The 16,068-nt window shown below is 66.4% G+C and carries 12 protein-coding genes; 4 read left to right on the top strand and 8 right to left on the bottom strand.

The window, feature by feature from the left end; genetic code table 11:
- Positions 1-74: 74 nt before the first annotated feature.
- A complete protein-coding gene (locus B6K69_RS02220) occupies positions 75-1,634 on the bottom strand; it encodes a trimethylamine methyltransferase family protein (protein WP_108642614.1) in 1,560 nt (519 codons plus the stop codon).
- A gap of 198 nt (positions 1,635-1,832) precedes the next feature.
- Between B6K69_RS02220 and guaA the strand changes: the two genes are divergently transcribed.
- Entirely contained in the window at positions 1,833-3,389 is a 1,557-nt protein-coding gene (gene guaA / locus B6K69_RS02225) for a glutamine-hydrolyzing GMP synthase (protein ID WP_108642615.1), read from the top strand.
- Positions 3,390-3,444: 55 nt separating this feature from the next.
- Positions 3,445-3,714 carry a putative quinol monooxygenase gene (locus tag B6K69_RS02230; protein WP_108642616.1) on the top strand — a complete coding sequence of 90 codons (270 nt, stop codon included), beginning with the start codon at positions 3,445-3,447 and terminating at the stop codon, positions 3,712-3,714.
- Positions 3,715-3,764: 50 nt separating this feature from the next.
- On the opposite strand, the gene B6K69_RS02235 is transcribed toward B6K69_RS02230, so the two are convergent.
- Complete coding sequence (locus B6K69_RS02235) at positions 3,765-4,190, bottom strand: Fur family transcriptional regulator (RefSeq protein ID WP_107672716.1); 426 nt, start codon at positions 4,188-4,190, stop codon at positions 3,765-3,767.
- A 146-nt stretch (positions 4,191-4,336) separates the two neighbouring features.
- Between B6K69_RS02235 and B6K69_RS02240 the strand changes: the two genes are divergently transcribed.
- On the top strand, positions 4,337-5,365 hold the full coding sequence (locus B6K69_RS02240; RefSeq protein ID WP_123876515.1) for a TonB family protein: 1,029 nt from the start codon (positions 4,337-4,339) through the stop codon (positions 5,363-5,365).
- A gap of 4 nt (positions 5,366-5,369) precedes the next feature.
- Here the strand turns inward: B6K69_RS02240 and B6K69_RS02245 are convergent, their stop codons facing one another.
- From B6K69_RS02245 to B6K69_RS02270, 6 genes are all read right to left on the bottom strand, one after another.
- Complete coding sequence (locus B6K69_RS02245; RefSeq protein WP_107672714.1) at positions 5,370-6,575, bottom strand: ABC transporter permease; 1,206 nt, start codon at positions 6,573-6,575, stop codon at positions 5,370-5,372.
- Positions 6,572-7,297, bottom strand: coding sequence for an ABC transporter ATP-binding protein (locus tag B6K69_RS02250; RefSeq protein WP_108642618.1), 726 nt, complete (start codon positions 7,295-7,297; stop codon positions 6,572-6,574). The genes B6K69_RS02245 and B6K69_RS02250 overlap by 4 nt, the downstream gene beginning before the upstream one ends.
- 2 nt (positions 7,298-7,299) lie before the next feature.
- Positions 7,300-8,559, bottom strand: coding sequence for an efflux RND transporter periplasmic adaptor subunit (locus tag B6K69_RS02255; protein WP_108642619.1), 1,260 nt, complete (start codon positions 8,557-8,559; stop codon positions 7,300-7,302).
- A 161-nt stretch (positions 8,560-8,720) separates the two neighbouring features.
- On the bottom strand, positions 8,721-9,749 hold the full coding sequence (locus B6K69_RS02260; RefSeq protein WP_108642620.1) for a fatty acid desaturase: 1,029 nt from the start codon (positions 9,747-9,749) through the stop codon (positions 8,721-8,723).
- A gap of 212 nt (positions 9,750-9,961) precedes the next feature.
- Positions 9,962-13,654, bottom strand: a complete 3,693-nt coding sequence (locus tag B6K69_RS02265) for a vitamin B12-dependent ribonucleotide reductase (RefSeq protein ID WP_108642621.1) — start codon at positions 13,652-13,654, stop codon at positions 9,962-9,964.
- 517 nt (positions 13,655-14,171) lie between these two features.
- On the bottom strand, positions 14,172-15,053 hold the full coding sequence (locus B6K69_RS02270; protein WP_107674865.1) for a DMT family transporter: 882 nt from the start codon (positions 15,051-15,053) through the stop codon (positions 14,172-14,174).
- A gap of 102 nt (positions 15,054-15,155) precedes the next feature.
- Here B6K69_RS02270 and B6K69_RS02275 point away from each other — a divergent pair, with 102 nt between their 5' ends.
- Positions 15,156-16,067 carry a tellurite resistance TerB family protein gene (locus B6K69_RS02275; protein ID WP_108642622.1) on the top strand — a complete coding sequence of 304 codons (912 nt, stop codon included), beginning with the start codon at positions 15,156-15,158 and terminating at the stop codon, positions 16,065-16,067.
- The last annotated feature ends 1 nt before the right edge of the window (position 16,068 follow it).

The following is a 16,068-nucleotide window of genomic DNA, read 5'->3' on the forward strand; positions in this document are numbered from 1 at the left end:
GCGTCCCAGGCGGAACGCGGGCCTATTGTTTCCGCTGTCGAAACGCCGGTTAAGCGTGCCGGCGGATCGGGCGCTTACAGGAAAGCGTCGGGCATCTCGCTCTTGCGGCGCGCGACATAGGCTTCCAGCGCCTCGCGCTTGCCTTCGTCCAGCGCCGGCGCCTGATAGTCGCCCAGCATCTTCTTCACCCGGGCCGACGCCAGCGCCTGCGTGTCGCGCGCGCCTTCCTCTTCCCAGGTCTCGAAGGGTTTGTAATCCAGCAGGTCGGTGCGCCAGAAGGCCGACTTGAAGTTGGCCTGGGTATGTTCGCAGCCCAAATAGTGACCGCCGGGCCCGACCTCGCGGATCGCGTCCATGCCCTGCCCGTTGGCATCCACCGCCACGCCCTTGGCCAGCCCGTGCAGGCAGCCCAACTGGTCGGCATCCATCACGAACTTCTCGTAGGACGACACAAGACCGCCCTCCAGCCAGCCGCAGGCGTGCAGCATGAAGTTGACACCGGCCAGCAGCGCCATGTTCAGGCTGTTGGCCGTTTCATAGGCCGCCTGCGCGTCGGGCAGCTTCGATCCGCAGAACGCACCGCCGCTGCGATAGGGCAGCCCCAGCCGCCGCGCCAACTGCCCCGCGCCATAGGTGATATGTGCCGCCTCGGGCGTGCCGAAGGTCGGCGCGCCGCTGTTCATGTCGATGCTGGTGACGAAGGCCCCCATGATGACGGGCGCGCCCTTGCGGACAAGCTGGCTGTAGGCCACCCCGGCCAGACATTCGGCCAGCACCTGCGTCAGCGTGCCGGCCACCGTCACCGGCGCCATGGCGCCCCCGACGATGAACGGGCTGATGATCGCCGCCTGATTGGCCTGCGCATAAACCTCAAGCGCGCCCATCATGATGCCGTCAAAGGTCATCGGGCTGTTGATGTTGATCAGGCTGGTCATCACCGTGTTCTGTTCAACGAAATCATCGCCGAACAGGATCTTCGACATCTCGACCGAATCCGCCGCCCGGCTGGGTTCGGTGACCGATCCCATATAGGGCTTGTCGCTCAGTGTCATATGGGCCAGCAGCATGTCGAAATGCCGCTTGTTCACCGGAATGTCGGTCGGTTCGCAGACCGTGCCGCCCGAATGGTGCAGCCATTTGGACATGTAGCCCAGCTTCACGAAGTTGCGGAAATCCTCCATCGTCGCATAGCGACGCCCGCCTTCCGCATCGCGGACAAAGGGCGGGCCATAGACCGGCGCCAGCACCAGCCCCTTGCCACCGATTTCCACGTTGCGGGCCGGGTTGCGGGCGTGCTGGGTAAAGCTGCCGGGCGCCGAGGCGCACAACTGCCGCGCCAGGCCGCGCGGAATATGCACCCGCTCGCCCCGCACATCGGCCCCGGCTTCACGCCAGCGCACCAGCGCGCCCGGGTTTTCCACGAAGTTGACGCCGATCTCTTCCAGCACCGTCTCGGCGTTGTACTCGATGATCTGCAACGCCTCTTCGTTCAGGATCTCGAAATTCGGGATGTTGCGCTCGATATAGCGCGCGGTCTCGAAGCTGACCGCCGTGCGCTCGGCCCGCCGCGCGCTGCCGCCACCGCCCCGCGCCCGCCGGCCTGCCCCTGCTTCCGCCACATCCGTCTCGCTCATCTCCGCCTCCAAAGGGGAATCCGTTGCCGTCCTTATGCCCGCAAACCCGCCCGCCCCGCCCCCCGATTGCGGCGCATGACCGCCAAAAGCGACACGGCTCGCGCCGGAAAACGACCCCGGCTTCCACTTGGCCCAAATACCCGTTCACCCGGCCAACCGCCCTCTTGCCACGCCAGCCCTTGCGCGCTACGCGGGCGCATGACCCAGCATGACCGCCTCCTCATCATCGACTTCGGCTCGCAAGTCACGCAGCTCATCGCCCGCCGCCTGCGCGAGCTGAACGTCTATTGCGAAATCCATCCCTACAACCGCGTGGACGAGGCCTTTCTTCAGGCGTTCGCCCCCAAGGCCGTGATCTTCTCGGGCGGGCCGGCCAGCGTTTACTGGGACGGCGCCCCGATGCCGCCGAAAGGCGTGTTCGATCTGGGCGTGCCGATCCTGGGCATCTGCTACGGCCAGCAGGTGATGATGCACGTCCTGGGCGGCCATGTCGAAGGCGGCCACGGCACCGCCGAATTCGGCAAGGCCTTCGTCACCCCCACCGCCGACCGCCTGCCGCTTCTGGACGGCTGGTTCGATGCGGGCGACGAACAGGTCTGGATGAGCCACGGCGACCATGTGTCGAAAATCGCCCCCGGCTTCCGCGTCTACGGCACCTCGCCCAACGCGCCCTTCGCCATCACCGCCGACCCTGACCGCCGGTTCTACGCCGTGCAGTTCCACCCCGAGGTGCACCACACCCCGCGCGGCGCGAAACTGTATGAAAACTTCGTCCATCTCGCCGGCTTCAAGGGCGACTGGACCATGGGCGCCTACCGCGAAGAAGCGATCCGCAAGATCCGCGAACAGGTGGGCGACGCCAAGGTGATCTGCGGCCTGTCCGGCGGGGTCGATTCCTCGGTCGCCGCCGTGCTGATCCACGAAGCCATCGGCGACCAGCTGACCTGCGTCTTCGTTGACCACGGCCTGCTGCGTCTGGGCGAGGCGGAACAGGTCGTCAGCATGTTCCGCGACCATTACAACATGCCGCTGATCCATGCCGACGAAAGCGACCTGTTCCTTGGCGCGCTGGAAGGCATCAGCGACCCCGAGGTGAAGCGCAAGACCATCGGCAAGCTGTTCATCGACGTGTTCCAGAAACACGCGCATGAGGTGGGCGGCGCCCAGTTTCTGGCGCAGGGCACGCTTTACCCCGACGTGATTGAATCGGTCTCCTTCTCGGGCGGCCCCTCGGTCACCATCAAGTCGCACCACAATGTCGGCGGCCTGCCGGAAAAGATGGGCCTCAAGCTGGTGGAACCGCTGCGCGAGCTGTTCAAGGATGAAGTCCGCGCCCTTGGCCGCGAACTGGGCCTGCCGCAATCCTTCATCGGCCGCCATCCCTTCCCCGGCCCCGGCCTTGCGATCCGCTGCCCCGGCGAAATCACCCGCGAAAAGCTGGAGATTCTGCGCCGCGCCGATGCGGTCTATATCGACCAGATCCGCAAGCACGGGCTTTACGATGACATCTGGCAGGCCTTCGCGGCCATCCTGCCGATGCGCACCGTGGGCGTGATGGGCGACGGGCGCACCTATGACTATGCGCTGGCGCTGCGCGCGGTCACCTCGGTCGACGGCATGACCGCCGATTACTATCCCTTCACCCATGATTTCCTTGGCGAAACCGCCACGCGGATCATCAACGAAGTGAAGGGCGTGAACCGCGTCTTCTACGACTGCACCTCGAAGCCCCCCGGCACGATCGAGCTGGAATGAGCCCCGCCCCGGATCTTGCAGAAGATCCGGGCGCGGGTTTCGCGCGGACCCTGCCATGATCACCCTGACCGGCCGCCTGATCTGCACCGATGCGGCGCAAGCGGCCCTGGTGCGGCTTTATCTGCCTGACCACATCCGGCTGACCCGGGCCGAACCCGGCTGCCTGTCCTTCGATGTGGTCCCGACCGGCGACCCGCTGGTCTGGCAGGTGAACGAAACCTTCACCGACCGCGCCGCCTTTGACGCCCATCAGACCCGCACCCGCGAAAGCCGGTGGTTCAGGGAAACCGCGCCCATCCGGCGCGAGTTCCAGATCATCGGCTAACCCCGGAGCCTTCAAGGCTCCGGCGCGATTTCCCGCAGGAAACCAGCCCCTTACGCCAGCTTCCGACAGTAAAGCTCCAGCCGGTGATGGACGATTTCATAACCCATCTCCGCCGCGATCAGGCGCTGCAATTCCTCGATCTTGTCGTTGCGGAATTCGATGATATGCCCGGTGTCGATGTCGACGATGTGGTCGTGATGCACCGGATCGGCCACTTCGAACCGCGCGCCGCCCGATTCGAAGGAATGGCGGTGCACCACGCCTTCGCGTTCCAGCACCGTCAGCGTGCGATAGACCGTGGCCAGCGACACGGTATCGTCCAGCACCTGCGCCCGGCGGTGCAGTTCGGCCGCATCCGGGTGGTCGGCGGCCTCGGTCAGCACCTTCAGCAAGGCTTCGCGCTGGCGCGTGACACGCACGCCGCCTTCGCGCAGGGCCTTGGTCATCCGGGCGGTCTTGTCTTGCGGCTTCTTCATCCGCCAAAGCCTAACAGAGCGGTTCTCAGGTTCAACCCTTGCAGATGCGAAACGCCGCGCCGGCCCGGCCCCCGGCAGACGGCCAGCCCTTGACAACACCCCGCCGGGCGCGCAACCGGATGCCGTCCGAACCTTCGGAGAAACGGATGACCGGGTTGTCCAAGCCAGCCGCCGCATTGGTGGCGCTGCGGGGCGGTGCCTTGCCGGCGCCGCGCGTGCCGCTTGGCCCTGTTCCCGGCCCCGTCACCACAGGAAAGGCGCTGGCGCATCTGTCACCGCCCGGCGCGGCGCCTGCACTGACCGCCGCCCCCCTGCCGGGGCCTGCCACGCCGTCGCCCCGTGCCGCGCCCTGGTCCGCGCTGGTTTCGGCCGGGCTTCACGCCGGGGCCGCGCTGGCGCTGGTCGCCACGCCGGTCTGGCTGGATGCCGGTGCCGCCGGGGAAGCAGGGCTTGACAGCCTCAGCCGCCCCGCACCGCCCGCGGTGCAGGTCACGCTGATGACCCCCGCCGATCTGGTGCCCGACCTTGCCCCCGAGGTGCCCGCGGTCACGCCCGAAACCCTGCCCGAAAGCCTGACAGAAACCCCGCCGGAAATGCCCGAGGTCGCGCTAGCGGCCGAAACGCCGCCGCCCCCGGCAGACGCCCCGATTTTGCGCCCCGATCTGCCGCAGGCCGATGCCCCGCCCGCCGACGACGGCGCCTTCTCGGCCCCGCCGCCGCCCAAGCCCGTGGAAAAGGTGGCCGACAAGCCGGTCGAGAAAAAAGCCAAGAAGAAGAAACGCCCCGCAGCCCCGCAGCCAGAGGCCGCGACCAAGGCCGCCGGTGCGGGGGGCGGTGCGGCCAGCGGGGCCGCCGGAAAGGCCGCCGATGCCGGCGCCGGGGCCGCCAGCGAGACCGACCTGAAAACCGCCTGGGGCGGCAAGATCCGCTCCCGCATCGAGGCGCGGAAATCCACGCCGCGCAGCGCGGCAGGTGCGACCGGCACGGTGAAGGTGCAGCTTGTGGTGGCCCGCAGCGGCAAGCTCTTGTCGGCCGCGGTCGTGGCCTCATCCGGCCATGCAGCGCTGGATCAGGCCGCGCTTGCCGCCGTCCGCGCCGCCGGCCGCTTCCCCGCCGCGCCCAAGGGGCTGGCGAAGGACAGCTACAGCTTCACCCTGCCGATGCGCTATAACTGACGCGCTACTGGTGCCGCAGCGCCTCGATCGGGTCCAGCCGGGCGGCACGGCGCGCGGGGAAGAAGCCGAAGACCACACCCACCACCGCCGAGAAGGCAAAGGCCAGCAGCACCACCAGCGGGTCGGGCGCGAAGGGGATGGCCATGAACCGCCCCGCCCCCCAGGCCAGCGCCAGCCCGACGATGATGCCGATCAGCCCGCCGAACAGCGACAACACCACCGCCTCGACCAGAAACTGCGTCAGCACCTGCCGCCCCGTGGCCCCGATGGCCAGCCGGATGCCGATTTCCCGCGTCCGTTCGGTGACGGACACCAGCATGATGTTCATGATGCCGATCCCGCCCACCAGAAGGCTGACCGCCGCCACCGAAGACAGCATCCCCGACAGGACCGAGTTGATCGAGTTCAGCATGGACGCCACTTCCTTCATGTCGGTGACCGAGAAATCGTCGTCCTGCCCCATGCCGATGCGCCGCCGGTCACGCATCAGGTCGGTGATCTGGCCAATCGCCTCGGCGGTGGAAACCCCGGGCGCGATGCCGATCTGGATGGCGTTCACCTCGTCATTGCCATTCAGCCGCCGCTGCACCAGCCGCACCGGCATGACGATCAGGTCATCCTGATCCTGCCCGAAACTGCCCGCCCCCTTGGCCCCCAGAAGGCCGACCACGGTGCAGGAAATGGCCTTGACGCGCACCTGCTGCCCCACCGGATCGCTGGCACCGAACAGCTTGGTGCGGACCGTCTGGCCCAGCAGGCAGACCGGCGCCCCGGCCCGCGCTTCCGAGGCCGAGAAATTGCGCCCCGATGCGAAGGTCCAGTTCGAGATCTCCGCCCAGGCCTCGGTGCTGCCGGTGATCGAGGTCGAGACATTGGCATTGCCGAAGACCACGGTCGCGCTGGCATTGGCGGTCGGCGCCACCGAGCGGACCACCGGCAGATGCGCCAGCGCGTCGGAATCGCGCAAGGTGAAGCGCCGCGCCGGCGGGCCTGATCCGGGGCCAAAGCCGCGCTGCCCCGGCCGCAGCACCACCATGTCAGACCCCAGGCTCTGCACGCTGGCCGACACCTGCTGTGACGATCCCTGCCCAACGGTGACCATGGCGATCACCGCGCCCACCCCGATCACCACGCCAAGGATGGTCAGGAAGGACCGCAGCTTGTTGCGCAGGATCGACCGCAGCGCCAAACGAACCGCCTCAAGGATCATGGCGTCGCTCCGGTCAGGCCGGGCGCCAGCGCGGCCGAGGGTTCGTCGCGGGTGATCTTGCCATCGGTGAACACCACCAGCCGCTTGGCATAGGCGGCGATGTCGGGCTCATGCGTGACCATGACGATGGTGATGCCCTCGTCGCGGTTCAGATCCTGCAACAGCGTCAGGATTTCGTGGCTGCGGTGGCTGTCCAGGTTGCCGGTCGGTTCGTCGGCCAGAATGACGGTCGGGCTGCCGGCCAGCGCGCGGGCAATGGCCACGCGCTGCTGCTGGCCGCCCGACAGTTGCGACGGGTCATGCCCCTCGCGGCCCTGAAGGCCCACCTTGGCCAGCGCCGCCCGGGCGCGGGCGTCGCGCTCGGGCCCGCTGACGCCCTTGTAGATCAGCGGCAGTTCCACATTCTCCAGCGCCGAGGTGCGCGGCAGCAGGTTGAAGCCCTGAAACACGAAGCCCAGATAATGCCGCCGCAGCAGGGCGCGCGCATCGGGTGACAGGCCCTGCACCGGCACGCCTTCGAACAGGTATTCGCCGCCCGTGGGCCGGTCGAGACAGCCGATGATGTTCATCGAGGTCGATTTGCCCGATCCCGACGGCCCCATCACCGCCACGAATTCCCCCGCCTCGATCCGCAGGTCCACGCCATCCAGCGCGCGCACCTCGGCCTCGCCCTGACCATACACGCGTGAGACGTTGCGGAATTCGATCAGCGGCGCGGCCATGGTCAGCCGGCCTCGCGCTGTGCCAGGATCACCTCGTCGCCTTCCTGCAATTCGTCCGAGGTGACGACGATGCTGGTCCCGTCGGTCGCGCCGGGGGTGATCTTGACGCGGACCGGCTCTCCCCCGCGCAGCACCCAGACGCCCGACCCATCCACCTTGCCCCGGGTCGCCGTGGTGCCCGGCGGGCGTGACGGCATGATATAGCCGATCAGCCCGCGCCCCGACCGGCTGGCCGAACTGTCGGCCTGCGGCGGCGCATAGCGCAGCGCCGTCACCGGGATCAGCAGCGCATCGGTTTCCTCGGCGATGGTAATGGTGGCGGTGGCGGTCATGCCGGGCCGCAGCAGCAGCTTTTCGTTCGAGACCGACAGCACGGCGGTATAGGTCACCACGCTGTCGCTGTCGTCAGGCGCATAGCGCAGGCTGGTGATCGTCGCCTCGAACCGCTGGCCGGGATAGGCATCAACGGTGAATTCGGCCGTCTGGCCCGATTTGACCCGGCCAATGTCCGCCTCGTCCACCGCAACCTGCAGGTCCATCCGGGCCAGGTCTTCGGCCAGCGTGAACAGGACCGGCGCGTTCAGCGTGGCGGCCACGATCTGCCCCACTTCGGCCGATCGTTTCAGCACGATACCCTTGATCGGCGCGCGGATCACCGCCTTGTCCAGATCGTTGCGGGCTTCGGTCAGGGCGGCCTCGCTCAGCGTCACATCGGCCCGGGCGATCTCGACCGCGGCAATGGCGCGGTCATGCGCGGCCTTGGCGGCAATCACCGTGGTGCGGGTGGCAAGGCCCCGGCGATCCAGCGCCGAGGTGGAATCCCAGGCGTCGGCCGTCTCGGCCGCGGTGGCTTCGGCCTGAATCACCTTGGCCCGGGCCGAGGCAAGCTGCGCCTCGGCGGTGGTGACACGGCTTTTCAGCGTGGTGTCATCCAGCCGCGCCAGCACCTGCCCCACCTCGACCTCATCGTTGTAATCCACCTCGACCGCCGCGATGGTGCCCGACTGTTCGGAGGAGATGTCGACGCTGGTGGTGGGCTGGATGGTGCCGGTGGCAACCACGGTCACGGTCAGGTCGCCGCGCCGGACGGCACTGGTGTCATAGGTCACGGCGGCGGGGGCGCGGGTCAGCCACCAGCCGGTGCCGGCGGCGGCAACGGCCAGCACCAGCACCAGCCAGAACCACAGTCCGAACCGGCGGCGGGGGGCCATGCGGGCCAGGCTGGCAAGATCGGGGCGCGGGTCGGTGGTCAAGGCGGTCATTCCCATGGGTTGCCGGTAATACGACGGGACGGCCGGCTTCCGTCGGTCGCCGGTCACTATAGGGCCGCAGACCGCAAGGGAAAGTCACGTTGCTGTCGGAACGCACGCGCCGGGGGTTTCACACCCCCGGACCCCCGTGGGGTATTTCTGCCAAGATGAAGTCAGGCGATGCCATAGCGGCGACGGGCTTCTGCAAAGGACATCAGCCGACCCTGCCCTTCATCCCACAGGTTCAGCTTCACCGTTGCCAGGCTTTCGCGGATGGTCAGGCGCTGCGCCTCGGCCAGATCGCGGTGTTCGCGGATCACTTCGGTCAGGCGATAGAACGGGATGCGGGAATACAGGTGGTGAACATGGTGGATGCCGATGTTCCCCGACAGCCAGCGCAGGGGCTGCGGCAGGACATAATGCGAGCTGCCCTCCAGCGCGGCATTGTGCAACTGCCAGTCCTCTCCCTTGGACCAGTGGGTTTCCTCGAACTGGTGCTGGACGTAGAACAGCCAGACCCCGATGGTCGCGGCAATGACCGAGGTGGGCAGGAAGATCAGCAGCACCGGCAGCAGGCCGCCGAACCAGAGGATCAGCCCCAGCGCGATGCCGATCATCGCATTGGTCCCCATGGCCGAGGTCCAGTAGCGCCAGCCCGAATTCATCAGCCCGAAGGGCAGCCGGTTCTGCAGGATGAACAGATAGCTTGGCCCCAGCACGAACAGGATGAACGGGTGCCGGTACAGCCGGTAAAGGAAGCGCCCGAAGGCAGACCGCGCGCGGTATTCCGCGATGGTCAGCGTCAGCACGTCGCCGATGCCGCGATGATCCAGATCACCGTGATGGGCATGGTGGATGGAATGGGTGCGCCGCCACACCGCATAGGGCGTCAGCGTCAGCACCCCCAGCACGCGGCCAACCCAATCCTGCGCCTGCCGGTTCTTGAGAAAGGCGCCATGGCCGCAATCATGCTGGATGATGAAGATCCGCACCAGAAACAGCCCATTGGCCGCCGCCAGCGCCAGGGCCAGCCAGGGGCTGACCGAAAGCGCCATCCAGGCCAGCACCCACAGCGCCAGGAAGGGCGTCAGCGTTGCCACCAGTTCGAACAGGCTGCGCCAGGTTGAAGGTTCGCGGTATTGCGCAAGGATGCTGAGCCATTCGCGCGCCGTGCGCGGGGTCTTAGGCTGGTCTGCTGTCACGGCCTGTCGCTTTCTTGCCGGTCCGGGCCCGGCAGGTTTCGGTAAATTCTGGCAGAATCCCGAAAAGCGATCGGTCCCCCAACTGTCCCGGGGTTACGGAGAGTTGCGCCCGAGATCAACCGTTTTGGTGCCGCCCCGGCGGGCAAGGCCTGTCCGCAAATGACAGAAGGCCTGCTTGCGCAGGCCTTCCTTGTGTTCGTTTGCAGGTCGCCTCAGCTACAGCCGGTGGTCCCGCCGCAGGTGTTGCACTTCAGGCAGGTACCGTTGCGCACCAGCGTGTAGTTGCCACATTCCCCGCAAGGATCGCCGGTATAGCCCTGCATCTTGGCCTTGGTGCGGGCGTCGGCCGTCACCGCGCCAAGCACCACCGCCGAGGTTTCGGCCAGACCCGCCGTGCGGACCTCGGGCACCAGCATGTTGAGCGCGGCCGTCGGATCGGTGCCATTGGCAAAGGCGATGGCGCCGCTGTTGCCGCCGCCCTGGAACACCATCAGCTCTTGCGGCAGGCGCTTGCGCAGATAGCCGGTCGAGGAGATCGACTTCAGCAGTTCCACCGATTTGGTGGCGGCGGTGTCCGAGACCTCGCCGAAGTTGCGCTTGCCCTCATCGTCGCCGCGGCCCATCTCGTCGAAGCTGTGGCCCTTCGGCGCGACATGCGCCAGATCGGTGCGGTCAAGGTAGCTGATCGCCAGTTCGCGGAAGATGTAGTCCAGGATCGAGGTGGCGTTCTTGATGCTGTCATTGCCCTGCACCATGCCCGCCGGTTCAAACCGGGTGAAGGTGAAGGCTTCGACGAATTCTTCCAGCGGAACACCGTATTGCAGCCCGACGCTCACAGCGATGGCGAAGTTGTTCATCATCGCCCGGAAGCCCGCGCCTTCCTTGTGCATGTCGATGAAGATCTCGCCAAGGCTGCCGTCCTGATACTCGCCGGTGCGCAGATACACCTTATGGCCGCCGACAATGGCCTTCTGGGTATAGCCCTTGCGGCGCTCGGGCAGCTTTTCGCGGTGGCTGCGGACGATTTCCTTGACGATCACCTTCTCGACGATCTTCTCGGCAATCACCATCGCCTTTTCCTGCGCCGACCCGGTGGCAAGAATTTCCTCGGCTTCTTCGTCGTCCTCGATCAGCGCCGAGGCCAGCGGTTGCGACAGCTTCGATCCGTCGCGATACAGCGCGTTGGCCTTGATGCCCAGCGAATGTGACAGCTCATAGGCCGCCAGCGTTTCCGCGATCGAGGCCGAATTCGGCATGTTGATCGTCTTCGAGATCGCACCCGAGATGAAGGACTGCGCGGCGGCCATCATGTAGATGTGGCTTTCTACCGAAAGATACCGCTTGCCGGTCTTGCCGCAGGGGTTGGCGCAGTCGAACACCGGGTAGTGTTCGGGGCGCAGGAAGGGCGCGCCTTCCAGCGTCATCGTGCCGCAAACATGGTCATTCGCGGCGTCGATCTGGGCCTTGCTGAAGCCAAGGTGGCGCAGCAGGTCAAAGGTCGGGTCGTTCAGCTTTTCATCCGGGATGCCAAGCGTCTTGGTGCAGAACTCGGCGCCCAGCGTCCATTGGTTGAAGACGAACTTGATGTCGAAGGCGGTCGGCAGCGCGGCCTCGACCTTCTCGATCTCGGCCGGGCCGAAGCCATGGCCGATCAGCGAGGTGTGGTTGATCGCCGGCGCCTGCGCCAGCGAGCCATGGCCCACGGCATGGGCCACGATCTCGGCCACCTGATGGCCGGGGTAGCCCAGCTTTTCCAGCGCTGCCGGAACCGACTGGTTGATGATCTTGAAGTAGCCGCCGCCCGCCAGCTTCTTGAACTTGACCAGCGCGAAATCGGGCTCGATCCCGGTGGTGTCGCAATCCATCACCAGGCCGATGGTGCCGGTGGGGGCAATCACGGTGGTCTGGGCGTTGCGGAAGCCGTGCTTTTCGCCCAGCGACAGCGCCTCGTCCCAGGCGGATTTCGCAAGGGCGACAAGGGTCTGGTCGGGGCAGTTCGCGTGATCCAGCGCCACCGGGTTGACGTTCAGCCCTTCATAGCCGGTGGTCTTGCCCCAGGCCGCGGCGCGGTGGTTGCGGATCACCCGCAGCATGTGGTCGCGGTTGCGGTCATAGCCGGCAAAGGCCCCCAGCTCGCGCGCCATTTCGGCGCTGGTCGCATAGGCGACGCCGGTCATGATGGCGGTCAGCGCGCCGCACAGCGCCCGGCCTTCGGCCGAGTCATAGCCAAGGCCCATGTTCATCAGCAGGCCGCCGATATTGGCATAGCCCAGGCCCAGAGTGCGGAAGTCGTAGCTGAGCTGCGCGATTTCCTTCGACGGGAACTGCGCCATCATCACGCTGACTTCCAGCGTCACCGTCCACAGCCGCGAGGCATGGACATAGGCATCGGCATCGAACTTGCCGTCCCGGAAGAAGGTCAGCAGGTTCATCGACGCCAAGTTGCAGGCGGTGTCGTCCAGGAACATGTATTCCGAGCACGGGTTCGACCCGCGGATCGGCCCGTCTTCCGGGCAGGTGTGCCAGGCGTTCACCGTGTCGTGGAACTGGATGCCGGGGTCGGCGCAGGCCCAGGCGGCATGGCCGATCTGGTCCCACAGCTCGCGCGCTGAAACGGTCTTGGCGACCTTGCCATCGGTGCGGCGGATCAGCTCCCACGGCTTGTCGTCGCGCACCGCCTTCAGGAAGGCATCGGTGACGCGGACCGAGTTGTTCGAGTTCTGGCCCGAAACGGTGATGTAGGCTTCGGAATCCCAGTCGGTGTCATAGGTCGGGAATTCGATGCTGTCGAAGCCCTGCCGCGCGTATTGCAGGATGCGGTTGGTATAGGTGTCGGGGATCAGCGCCTTCTTGGCCGCCTTGATCGCCGCCTTCAGCGCGGGGTTCTTAGCCGGATCGACGGCGGCTTCGCTGCTGCCATCCCATTCGCGGATGGCGGCGAAGATGTCGTTCAGGCGCAGCTCATGCGCCTTGGACCCGGCCACCAGCGACGCAACCTTCTGCTCCTCGATGACCTTCCAGTTGATGAACTGTTCAATATCGGGGTGATCCATGTCGCAGATCACCATCTTGGCGGCGCGCCGCGTGGTACCGCCCGACTTGATGGCGCCGGCCGCGCGGTCGCCGATCTTGAGGAAGCCCATCAGACCGCTGGACTTGCCGCCGCCCGACAGTTTTTCGCCCTCGCCCCGCAAGGACGAGAAGTTGGTGCCGGTGCCCGAACCGTATTTGAACAGCCGCGCCTCGCGGACCCACAGGTCCATGATGCCGCCTTCGTTCACCAGATCGTCCGAGACCGACTGGATGAAGCAGGCATGGGGCTGCGGGTGTTCATAGGCGCTGTCGGATTTGGTCAGCACGCCGGTCTTATGGTCAACGTAGTAATGCCCCTGCGCAGGACCATCCACGCCATAGGCCCAATGCAGGCCGGTGTTGAACCACTGGGGCGAATTCGGGGCGGCCATCTGGCGGGCCAGCATGAAGCGCATCTCGTCGAAATAGGCGCGGGCATCGGCTTCAGAGGTGAAGTAACCCCCCTTCCAGCCCCAATAGGCCCAGGCCCCGGCCAGCCGGTCGAACACCTGCTTGGCGCTGGTCTCGCCCACATAGCGGGCTTCGGCCGGCAGCTTGGCCAGCGCCTCTTCGTCAGGGACCGAGCGCCAGAGGAATTCGGGCACGCCCTTTTCCTTGACGCGCTTCAGCCGGGCGGGAACGCCGGCCTTGCGAAAATACTTCTGCGCCAGCACGTCCGAGGCGACCTGGCTCCAGCCTTCGGGCACTTCGACGGCATCGTTCTTGAACACGACCTTGCCATCGGGATTGCGGATTTCCGAGGTGGTCGTCGCGAAGGCCATGGCCCCATAGGCGCCGGTGGCTTCGGTGGTAAACTTGCGCTCGATCTTCATGGCCCCTGGTCCTTCATTTTGGCCGCTGCAACCCGGATGGTCCGGCGGCATGTCCCCGTTTCCCTGGCCGTGTCCGGCGGGGGCAACATTGCTTGGCCCCGACCCGCGAACAGCGGGTCGGCTCGCCACGGAAGCGATCCGGGCGCCTGTCTGGAAGCTCTGCTGGTCCCTCACCGGCCGCACTAGATGTAGTGTCTCGTTCGGCCGCGCAGTCAAACTGTCGTATTCGCCCGGCAGGATCAAACGGTTTTTTTGTGGCCAGACCCGATTTTCCGGCTTGACGTTTTCGTCCGTTCCCGACCCGACCTTCACAGATTTGTTAACTTTTCCGCGCCCTCCCCGCCGGGGTCTTGTGGGCGATCTTGTGGACAAGCACTGGAGTGATTTCTGAAGAGTGCCGGTTTTGCGGCGTGATCCGGGCGTTTGCGGCAAAACGCTGTGGCAACGGATCAACGGGGTATAACCGGGCGCGACCGCCCTGCCCGGCCCGGGCCCCGCCGCCGGCCGATTCCCTGCCTCAGCGCCGGGGAGCGCGGTTGATCAGCGCGATGCCCGCCGCGACCAGTGCCGCGGACACCAGAATCGCGCTGGTCAGCGACTCACCAAACACAAGAGCGCCCAGGAACAGCGAGAAGACCGGCGTCAGGAACGAGAAGGCCGCCACGGTCGAAGCGGGATAGACCGACATCAGCCACAGCCAGGCAATGAAGCCCCCCGCCACCACGACCGAGGCCTGAAACACCAGCCAGAACAGGTGCACAGGTTGCAACTCGCGGATCAGCGGGCCGAAGGCAGGCGCCAGCAGCAAAAGGATGGGCGCCGAGACAAGGACCATCCAGAACAACTGCATCTCGGGGCCTTCCGCCCGCATCACCGGGCGGCGCGCGATATAGGCGGTCAGCGCCCAGCCAAAGGCCCCGCCAAGCGCGCAAAGATCGCCCAGAAGGCTGCCCTCGCCGGTGCCGGCGCCAGATACAATCGCATAGGCCGCGCCCAGAAACGCCAGCACAAGGCCAAGCCCGCGGGTTGGCGTGATCCGCTCGCCCAGACCGAAATGCGCCAGAATCGCGAACCAGACCGGCATGGAATAGAAGATGATCGCCGCCCGGCCGACGGTCGTCAGGTCGATGGCCAGGAACAGAAACAGGAATTCGGCCGCGAAGACGGTTCCGATGGCCAGCCCCGGCAGAACGGCCTGCCGCCGGATCTTGGGCGGACGGCCCCGCCAGACCAGCCAGCCCCAGACGAAGCCGATGGCCAGCGCCGACCGCAGCCCGGCAAAGAACACCGGCTGCAACCCCACATTCACCACCTTGACGATGATCTGGTTGAAGGCCAGCAGCGCCTGCACCCCCAGCAGCAGCGCAAGGCCGGTGCCATCAAGCCTGTCCTTGCGCATCCCCGCCCCCCGCTGTCCGCATCGCGCCCTTTTGCCATTGACCGCGTTCCGGGGGCAAGCGACGCTGTGCCCCAAAGGACCGGATCCTGGGAGAGGTGAGTCATGAGTCTCGGCAAGACGTTGTTGAAGGTGGCGATCGGCGTCGCGATCGCGAAGGGCATTTCCAGCATGACCAAGGGCGCCGGTGCTGGCACCGACACCACAAGTGCCGGTCGCGGCACCCGCTATGACGGTGGCAATCGCGGCGGCCTGGAAGACATGATGGGTGACATCCTTGGCGGCGGCAGCAAGGGCACCACCCGCACCCCGCAGGCCAGCCCGCAAGGCGGCGGCCTTGGCGATCTGCTGGGCGATCTTTTGGGGGGCGGCACGCAGAAAACCGCCCCCACCAGCCGGGACAGCGGTACTGCCGGCGGCGGGCTGGGCGATCTGCTGGACCAACTGTCCGGCACCAAGCGCAGCAACCCGCGCGCCTCGGCGCCGAAGGGCGGGCTTGAGGATCTTCTGGGCCAGTTGACCGGCACCTCCAAGGCCGGCCGGGAATCCGGCAGCGGCGGCGGCGTGGGCGACCTGCTGGATCAGGTACTGGCCGGCAGCAAGACCGTCGCCAGCAAGACGGCGGTCGGCAAGCCGATGATCCTGCCCGAACCCGAGCAGGAAGAAGAACTCTCGGCAGCCCTTCTTCTGCGTGCCGTGATTCAGGCCGTGAAATGCGACGGCAATCTGGACGAGGCCGAGAAGAAGAAGCTCTTCGATGCCATGGGCGATGCCACCGCGGCCGAAGTGAAGGCGGTGAATGCCGAACTGTCCCGCCCGGTCGATGTGGAAGGGCTTGCACGGTCGGTTCCGGCGGGGATGGAGCCCAAGGTCTACACCCTGTCGCTGATGGCCATTGATCTGGACCAGCAGGCCGAGGCGGAATACCTCCACGCGCTTGCCCAGGCCCTGGAACTGACCCCCGAAGAGGTGAACGCGCTGCATGACCGCGCGGGCGCCCCCCGCATCTATCGCTGAC

Origin of the sequence: Pseudogemmobacter blasticus (genome assembly GCF_003071405.1) — a bacterium.
In the GTDB taxonomy this organism is placed as follows: Bacteria; Pseudomonadota; Alphaproteobacteria; order Rhodobacterales; family Rhodobacteraceae; genus Pseudogemmobacter; species Pseudogemmobacter blasticus.